At 35.3% G+C, this 8648-nt stretch carries 6 protein-coding genes; 4 read left to right on the forward strand and 2 right to left on the reverse strand.

Going from position 1 to position 8648, the window contains the following annotated elements:
• Positions 1–126: 126 nt before the first annotated feature.
• Positions 127–714 (reverse strand): YhcN/YlaJ family sporulation lipoprotein, encoded by a 588-nt coding sequence (locus V7014_RS12250; protein WP_335507482.1) that lies wholly within the window; start codon positions 712–714, stop codon positions 127–129.
• A gap of 181 nt (positions 715–895) precedes the next feature.
• On the opposite strand from V7014_RS12250, the gene V7014_RS12255 reads away from it, so the two are divergent.
• Positions 896–2224, forward strand: coding sequence for a PhoH family protein (locus tag V7014_RS12255; protein WP_335507484.1), 1329 nt, complete (start codon positions 896–898; stop codon positions 2222–2224).
• Positions 2225–2273: 49 nt separating this feature from the next.
• Here V7014_RS12255 and V7014_RS12260 read toward each other — a convergent pair whose 3' ends face one another.
• On the reverse strand, positions 2274–2771 hold the full coding sequence (locus V7014_RS12260) for a peptidyl-prolyl cis-trans isomerase (protein WP_335507486.1): 498 nt from the start codon (positions 2769–2771) through the stop codon (positions 2274–2276).
• A gap of 202 nt (positions 2772–2973) precedes the next feature.
• On the opposite strand from V7014_RS12260, the gene V7014_RS12265 reads away from it, so the two are divergent.
• The 3 genes from V7014_RS12265 (at position 2974) to pyc (ending at position 8218) form a co-directional block, all read left to right on the forward strand.
• Positions 2974–3255 carry a YlaN family protein gene (locus V7014_RS12265; RefSeq protein ID WP_335507488.1) on the forward strand — a complete coding sequence of 94 codons (282 nt, stop codon included), beginning with the start codon at positions 2974–2976 and terminating at the stop codon, positions 3253–3255.
• A gap of 235 nt (positions 3256–3490) precedes the next feature.
• The gene (locus V7014_RS12270) at positions 3491–4669 is read left to right on the forward strand and encodes an FtsW/RodA/SpoVE family cell cycle protein (protein WP_335507489.1); all 1179 of its coding nucleotides are present in this window, start codon (positions 3491–3493) and stop codon (positions 4667–4669) included.
• 99 nt (positions 4670–4768) lie between these two features.
• Positions 4769–8218, forward strand: coding sequence for a pyruvate carboxylase (pyc, locus tag V7014_RS12275; RefSeq protein ID WP_335507490.1), 3450 nt, complete (start codon positions 4769–4771; stop codon positions 8216–8218).
• The last annotated feature ends 430 nt before the right edge of the window (positions 8219–8648 follow it).

Raw genomic sequence — 8648 nt, forward strand, 5'->3', positions numbered from 1 at the left:
GAGGGGCTGGCCGATGAAGTTGGACACATCGAATCGCTTATCAGCTCTTCTTGTTTCCTTTATCTCGTGCGAAGTGCGTAAGTCTCATACGGCGCTGAACGGGCGCTCTTCGGATTTTGTTCGTTCTTACTTTGTCATTTGTTGATTAGATTGATCTTGCTGTTCTTTTTGTAATTCTTTTTGATCTTTTGCAGGCATTTGATTTGTCTTATCGTTCGTATCAGCAGGTGGCATGTTTTCTTCAGGTATTTCTGGTATAACTCTTGCAGCAATATCAGAAAGTTCATTCATAATGCCTGAGATTGGTTCACCTGCTTTAATATCTTCTCCAACTTCTTTTAAGCGGGCGACAATATCTGGATCAGCTACAATGACTGCTTTCTTACCATATGGATCGTTTTTTAATCTTTCCGATACTGAATATTTAATTGAGCCAACTTGAGAGCGGTCAATATTCTCATCAACGTCGACAGCTACAAATACGTAATCGCCAAGAACGATAGCATTAGCAGCTTTTACATGAGGCACTTCTAAGGTTGCTTTTTCTAATCTATTCGCTATTTCTTGGTTGTCTTTTGAATTTATTTCGTTTTTTACATTTTGTACTTGTTGCTCGTTTACTTGAGCATCATTCTTGTCGGTATTCGCATCGTTCATTTGGCATCCACCGGCAATTAAAAGCATTGTTAGAAACATAAGTCTTAGTTTAATCATGTTGACACCCTCACTTTCAGTTTGTTATGACTTACTTTTCTTATTTTGGTGTAGCTCTTCTAACTTTATTCTCTTGGACATATATTTTTAGCAAGACGATTGTTCCATTCATATAATGTTATTACAAAAATTATCGATTTGTAGGTAGTTTCTATCATTCTTTCCGGCAGGAGGCATTATATTGAGTAAAATATATGTGTTAGATACAAATGTTTTATTGCAGGATCCTTATTCCATTTATTCATTTGAGGAAAACGAGGTGGTTATACCAGCAGTTGTTTTGGAGGAAGTTGACTCAAAGAAAAGAAACTTAGATGAAGTGGGGAGGAATGCTAGGCAAGTATCCAAGCTAATTGATCATTTACGGCAGTCCGGAAAATTACATGAAAAAATTTCACTTCATAATGGAGGATCGTTACGAATTGAATTGAATCATAAATCTTTCCAACAATTGCAAGAAATATTCGTTGAAAAAACGAATGATAATAGAATATTAGCTGTTGCTAAAAATTTATTTTTAGAAGAAGAAGCAAAAGAACAAGGGAAACAAGTTATTTTAGTTAGCAAGGATACGCTTGTAAGAGTGAAAGCAGATGCTCTAGGACTTATAGCTGAAGATTTTTTAAATGATCGCGTTGTGGAAATTGATCATATTTATAGTGGCTTCTTTGAAGTATATATTTCGAAAGAAGCGATGGATAAATATTATGAGAAAGGTGAATTATTAGTAGCAGATATTGTTAATCATCCATTTTATCCAAATCAATTCCTGATTATGAAAGATTCATTAGGAGGAAGGGCTTCTGCGATTGGCATAGTCGATCAAGAAGGAAAGAAAGTAAAGCGCCTTGTGTTTGATCAAGAAAGAGTGTGGGGAATTAAATCAAGAAATGTTCAACAAATGATGGCGATGGAATTATTACTTCGTGAAGATTTGCCCCTAGTAACAATGATAGGAAAAGCGGGTACTGGTAAAACATTATTAGCACTTGCTGCAGCTCTAATGCAGACCGAAGATTTAGGGAAATATAAGAAATTGTTTGTTGCAAGACCGATTGTTCCCGTCGGTAAGGATATTGGCTTCCTTCCGGGTGAGAAAGAAGAGAAACTTAGACCTTGGATGCAACCAATTTATGATAATTTGGAATATTTATTTAACACTAAGAAGCCTGGAGAACTTGATGCTATTTTGGCTGGCATAAGTTCCATTGAAGTAGAAGCTTTAACTTATATTAGAGGTAGAAGTATTCCGGAACAATTTATTATTATTGATGAAGCTCAAAATTTAACGAAGCATGAAGTGAAGACTATTTTAACTCGTGTAGGAGAACGAAGCAAAATAGTGTTAATGGGCGATCCTGAACAAATTGATCATCCTTATCTTGATGAGCATAATAATGGTTTGACGTATGTGGTAGAGAAATTTAAAGATCAAAGCATAAGTGGACATGTGAAATTAATTAAGGGAGAAAGATCAATGCTTGCTCAATTAGCAGCAAATATATTATAAGAAAAAAAGAAAATAACAAAGGCTGAAGTTTCAGCCTTTGTTATGAAGATTATATGATGTTAAACGCCTTCACATGCGTGATAACATCATCCTTTGTATGTCCGTAATAAACATGAATAGGACCATCCTCTTTCAATGCTTTTCCTTTGTTTGAGAAACAAAGGATGAATTTCATTGCTTCATCAAGAGAAAAAGTTCGGTCACCATTTGTTGATTCGACGATGACTCTCTTTGCATATTCATTAGGTTCACTGTTGTTCAAGAAATAATGAAAATGAATTCCATATGTTTCTGTCGTTAATTCTTCTTTTATGTATTTCTTTTTCTTTTCTGTTCCTGGTGGTTTCGGAGCAGTGTTACCTTCAATGATTTCCTTGTCCCAATGTTTAGAGACTGCTTTTGTGTATTCTTCTAATTCGTTATGTTCTTCCGTATGATTTAGGAAGAAATCGTCTAGCTTTTTCTTCCTATCATCTATAATCCAAACGCTAGGATCAAGTGTAATAGAATATTTCACATTCCCTTTAATAGGTACAATAATTTCCATGATAATCTCCTCATTGTTTTAATTTGTATTCTCCTTTTAGTATATAGAAGAACGAAAATTATGAAAAACGGAAAGCATTAAATTATAATATATGACAATTTTTCGTATAGGACCTTAATATTGCCTTGCATTTTTATGATAGAAAGGTTAGAATTTATAGATAGATTAAATAGTTAATCGCTCTGAAACGGGGGATTTGTGAATGGCGTCAGAAATGCTTGTTGATCATCGTGAGAAGGCATTAGCTTTGTTGAAAGCTGATGCTGATAAGATATTGAAATTAATTAAGGTACAGATGGATAATCTTACTATGCCTCAGTGCCCACTTTACGAAGAAGTATTGGATACACAAATGTTTGGTCTTTCAAGAGAGATTGACTTTGCTGTTCGATTGGGATTGGTAGAAGTAGTAGAAGGTAGAGCACTTCTTGAACAACTTGAAAGAGAGTTATCAGTGCTACACGAAGCATCCACGAAAAAATAACAAGTTGCTAAAAACTCAAACAATTATCACGAATTGTTTGAGTTTTTTTGAATAGTTAACGCAACAATGAAATACAAAAGATAATGTCTGAACTTATCGACAACATGGACATTCTAATAATTAATTTAATGTGTTAACGGATGAAAATGAATGATGTATACTATTCGATTAATGTGTTATACTTAATTGAACAATTCATTTTTTTCGTTAATGCTAGCAGATAAGGACGATAAAAATGTTGAAAAAAATAGTAAGATCATATGATTTAAGTTTAATAGTTACAATTATTGCGTTAAGTATATTTGGTTTAGTCATGATTTACAGTGCCAGTATGATTGTTGCCCCAGCGAAGTATGAAGTAGACAGTGATTACTTTTATATAAAGCAAATCAAAAATTTAATTGTAGCTGCAATTATGTTTGGTTTTTTCGCTATTGTGCCATACAAATTGTATCAGCATAAATATGTACTGATGGGCATCGTTTTTTCATCGATATTCGTTTTGTTAATTTTAGATATTTTTGGTCATACAGCGAATAATGCGCAAAGTTGGCTGGATATTGCTGGTACAAGAATACAACCATCAGAATTTATAAAGTTAGGCGTAATCATTTATCTTTCAGCTATATATGCGAAGAAACAAAAATACATAGATAACTTTAATGCTGGAGTATTGCCACCTTTATTTTTTCTAGTAATAGTATGCGCTTTAATCTTTTTTCAACCAGATTTTGGTACAGCGTTGATTATTTCTTTAATTGCTGCAACAATCATTCTATCTTCAGGGATGAGCTTGAAAAGCTTGTTGAAATTAGTCGGTATTCTAGTATTAGCAGTATTGCTCGTTGTTCCATTTATCTTCTTTATGAAGGACCAGATTTTTACAGAGAATCGTATGGGGCGACTTTATAGTTTTGTTGAGCCTTTCAAGTATGAAGAGAAAGAAGGATACCAATTAGTTAATTCATATATAGCTATTGGCTCTGGAGGAGTAAGTGGTTCAGGGCTAGGCAATAGCATTCAGAAATATGGGTATTTACCTGAACCTCATACAGACTTTATAATGGCTGTAATATCTGAAGAATTAGGAGCAAAAGGCGTACTATTTGTTTTAGGATGTTTAAGCTTTATTATTCTTCGAGGGTTTCGAATAGCTGTAAAGTGTAGGGATCCTTTTGGTAGTTTACTTGCGATTGGTATATCGAGTATGATTGGGATACAATCTTTCATTAATCTTGGAGGAGTAACAGGCTTAATTCCAATTACGGGTGTTACACTCCCATTTGTTAGTTACGGTGGTTCTTCAATCGTGATTTTAGCTATATCTATGGGTGTATTAGTAAATGTTTCGATGTTCACTAATTACGAAAACAAGTACAAGCTCAATAGTGGAGAGAAAGTTATAGCTTCATAGAACATGAATAATTGGTTTATTTATTGTAATTAATACAAAGGAGTTGTATTTCAACTCCTTTATTAAATATTAATAATAAAGAAAAAGAAGGTGTTAAGATTGGAAAAACGTATTAGAAAAGTCCTTGCTGCTAACCGCGGTGAAATTGCAATCCGAGTATTTCGTGCATGTAATGAGTTAGATATTCGAACAGTGGCTATTTATTCAAAGGAAGATTCCGCATCTTACCACCGATTTAAAGCCGATGAAGCTTATTTGGTCGGCGAAGGCAAAAAGCCAATTGATGCTTACCTCGATATTGAAGGAATCATCGATATTGCCAAAACTTCAGGCGTAGATGCAATTCATCCCGGTTATGGATTTCTATCTGAGAATATTAACTTCGCTAGAAGATGTGAAGAAGAAGGCATTGTTTTTATCGGGCCAAAATCTAAACATTTAGATATGTTTGGTGATAAAGTAAAGGCACGTACACAAGCAGAATTAGCACAAATTCCTGTCATCCCAGGAAGTGATGGCCCAGTTTCAAATCTAAATGAAGTTATTGCTTTTGGTAATGAACATGGTTTCCCAATCATTATTAAAGCTTCCTTAGGAGGCGGAGGTCGTGGTATGAGGATCGTCAATAGTCTTGATGAAGTTGAAGAGTCTTATAATCGCGCTAAGTCAGAAGCAAAGGCAGCCTTTGGTAACGATGAAGTATATGTTGAAAGATTTATTAAAAATCCAAAGCATATCGAAGTTCAAATTCTTGGTGACCATAATGGTAATATTGTTCATTTATATGAAAGAGATTGCTCGGTTCAAAGACGTCACCAAAAAGTAGTTGAAATCGCTCCATCTGTCTCGTTAACAGATGAATTGCGTCAAGATATTTGTGACGCAGCCGTTAAACTTATGAAGAATGTTGATTATTTAAATGCGGGAACTGTAGAATTTCTAGTAGCTGATAATCGTTTCTATTTCATTGAAGTTAATCCACGTGTACAAGTAGAGCATACTGTTACAGAAATGATTACTGGAATTGATATTGTACAATCGCAAATATTGATTGCTGAAGGTCATGATTTACATAGTGAAACAGTTCAAATTCCAAAACAAGAAGATATTCAACTGTTTGGTTATGCTATCCAATCGCGTATCACAACTGAAGATCCTTTAAATAATTTTATGCCAGATACAGGAAAGATTATGGCCTATCGCTCAGCAAGTGGTTTCGGTGTGCGTCTTGATGCAGGTAATGCTTATCAAGGATCAGTCATCACTCCATACTATGACTCTTTGCTTGTGAAAGTATCTACATGGGCGCTATCTTTCGACCAAGCATGTAACAAAATGTCACGAAACTTAAGAGAATTCCGTATTCGTGGTATTAAAACAAATATTCCATTCTTAGAAAATGTTATAAAGCATCAAAATTTCCGTACAGGAAACTTTAATACATCATTTATTGATGTAACACCAGAATTGTTTTTGTTCCCAGTCCGTAAAGACCGTGGTACAAAAATGTTATCGTATATTGGAAATGTAACAATAAATGGTTTCCCTGGAATCGAGAAGAAGAAGAAACCTGTGTTTGATAAGCCGCGTTCCATTATCTTACCAACTGATTTAGAGTATAAACAAGGTACTAAGCAAATATTAGATAGCCAAGGTGCTGATGGACTAGTTAAATGGGTAAAAGATCAAAAAGAAGTATTAATTACAGATACAACTTTCCGTGATGCACATCAATCCTTACTTGCAACACGTGTACGAACAACTGATATGTTGCATATTGCTGAGCCTACGGCGAAATTGTTACCGAACCTTTTCTCATCAGAAATGTGGGGAGGAGCAACGTTTGATGTTGCATATAGATTCTTAAAAGAAGATCCATGGGAAAGACTTATTCATTTAAGAGAGAAGATGCCAAACATCTTGTTCCAAATGCTTCTTCGTGGAGCTAATGCAGTTGGTTATAAAAACTATCCGGATAATGTCATTAGAGAGTTCGTAAAGCAATCCGCTCAAACAGGTATCGATGTATTCCGTATCTTTGACAGCTTAAACTGGGTTAAAGGGATGGAAGTAGCTATCGATGCTGTGAGACAAAGTGGAAAAATCGCGGAGGCTGCAATTTGTTACACTGGTGATATTAATGATCCAACAAGAACTAAGTTTGATATCGAATATTATAAAAACCTTGCTAAAGAATTAGAGAATCAGGGAGCTCATATTTTAGCTATTAAAGATATGGCAGGCTTATTGAAACCAGATGCAGCTTATCGATTGATTTCTGAATTGAAAAGCACGGTTGATTTACCAATTCACTTGCATACGCATGATACAAGTGGAAACGGTATATATACTTATGCTAAAGCTGTTGAAGCAGGAGTAGATATTGTTGATACTGCCTTAAGTACAGTAGCAGGGATGACTTCTCAACCAAGTATGAATACCCTTTACTATGCGCTTGAAGGTTCTGATCGTAAGCCAAATCTAGATATTAAGTCATTAGAACAACTTTCTTATTATTGGGAAGATGTTCGTAAATATTATCAAGACTTTGAAAGCGGCATGATCGCACCACACTCAGAAGTGTATCAACATGAAATGCCTGGTGGGCAATATAGCAATCTTCAACAACAAGCAAAGGCTGTGGGCCTTGGTGAACGTTGGGAAGAAGTTAAAGATATGTATCGTCGAGTGAACTTAATGTTCGGTGATATCGTGAAAGTTACACCTTCTTCAAAAGTAGTCGGTGACATGGCACTATTTATGGTACAAAATAACTTAGATGAAGAGACGGTTTTAGCAAAAGGCGATACCCTCGACTTCCCAGATTCTGTAGTTGAATTATTTGAAGGTATGCTTGGTCAACCAACTGGAGGATTCCCACAAGAATTGCAAAAGGTAATTTTGAAAGGGAAAGAAGCAATCACAGTGCGACCAGGTGAACTGTTAGAAGCGGTTGATTTTGAGAAGTTAGAAGAAGAACTATATCAAGCAATTAAACGCCCAGTTACTCAATTTGATTTAATTGCTTATGCATTGTATCCAAAAGTATTTTTAGAGTATGTGCAAACAGTTGAACGTTTTGGGAATATAACTACATTAGATACACCTACATTCTTATATGGAATGCGCAGAGGTGAAGAAATTGAAGTAGAAATTGAAACTGGTAAAACACTTATTGTTAAACTAATTTCAATTGGTGATGCACATGCAGATGGTACGAGAAATATTTATTTCGAATTAAATGGACAACAACGTGAAATTGTTATTAAAGATGAAAGTGTTAAATCAACTGTTGTTTCAAAATTAAAAGCGGACTCAGGCAATGCTAATCATATAGGAGCAACAATGCCAGGTACTGTTATTAAAGTAGTAGTAGACAAGGGAGAAAAAGTCAAAAAAGGTGACCATTTAATCATTACTGAAGCAATGAAGATGGAAACAACTGTTCAAGCTCCTTTTACAGGCTTTATTAAAGATATTTATGTGTCAAATGGTGAAGCAATTTTAACAGGTGATTTGTTAATTGAAATCACTAAAGAAGGATCATAAGAAAAGCAAAAATGCTCATCAATCGAATCATATGGAAGAATAGTTATGGGATGTTAGCGTAAATAAAAAAAGCAGACTTTCAAGGTCATCGACCGAGAATAGTCTGCTTTTTTATTGTTTAGGAATGTATAAAATAATAGGTTGTTGATTACTTTGAAATAGAGTGAATCTACGTCCAGCTCCGAGCACCCAACGCCTAGTGAACTTCACACTTCTTCTTACGATAAGTCAACTATGAAATGCGGAATCGGCCCGTTTAGCCCCGAAGGCATAAGACGAATCACACAGGAAATCCCGATTTCCGAAGTGATTTGGCTTATGACTCGAGGGGCTGGCCGATGAAGCTGGACACATCGAATCGCTTACCAGCTCTTCGTGTTTCCTTTATCTCGTACGAAGTGCGTAAGTCTCATACGGCGCTGAACGGGTA

It is taken from the genome of Bacillus sp. JJ722 (assembly GCF_036963345.1).
GTDB lineage: Bacteria > Bacillota > Bacilli > Bacillales > DSM-1321 > Bacillus_AD.

Excerpts from the sequence above, each read along its gene's own strand:
- V7014_RS12250 (WP_335507482.1), bottom strand. The coding sequence starts at position 714 with ATGATTAAACTAAGACTTATGTTTCTAACAATGCTTTTAATTGCCGGT.
- V7014_RS12260 (WP_335507486.1), bottom strand. The coding sequence starts at position 2,771 with ATGGAAATTATTGTACCTATTAAAGGGAATGTGAAATATTCTATTACA.
- V7014_RS12265 (WP_335507488.1), top strand. The coding sequence starts at position 2,974 with ATGGCGTCAGAAATGCTTGTTGATCATCGTGAGAAGGCATTAGCTTTG.
- V7014_RS12270 (WP_335507489.1), top strand. The coding sequence starts at position 3,491 with ATGTTGAAAAAAATAGTAAGATCATATGATTTAAGTTTAATAGTTACA.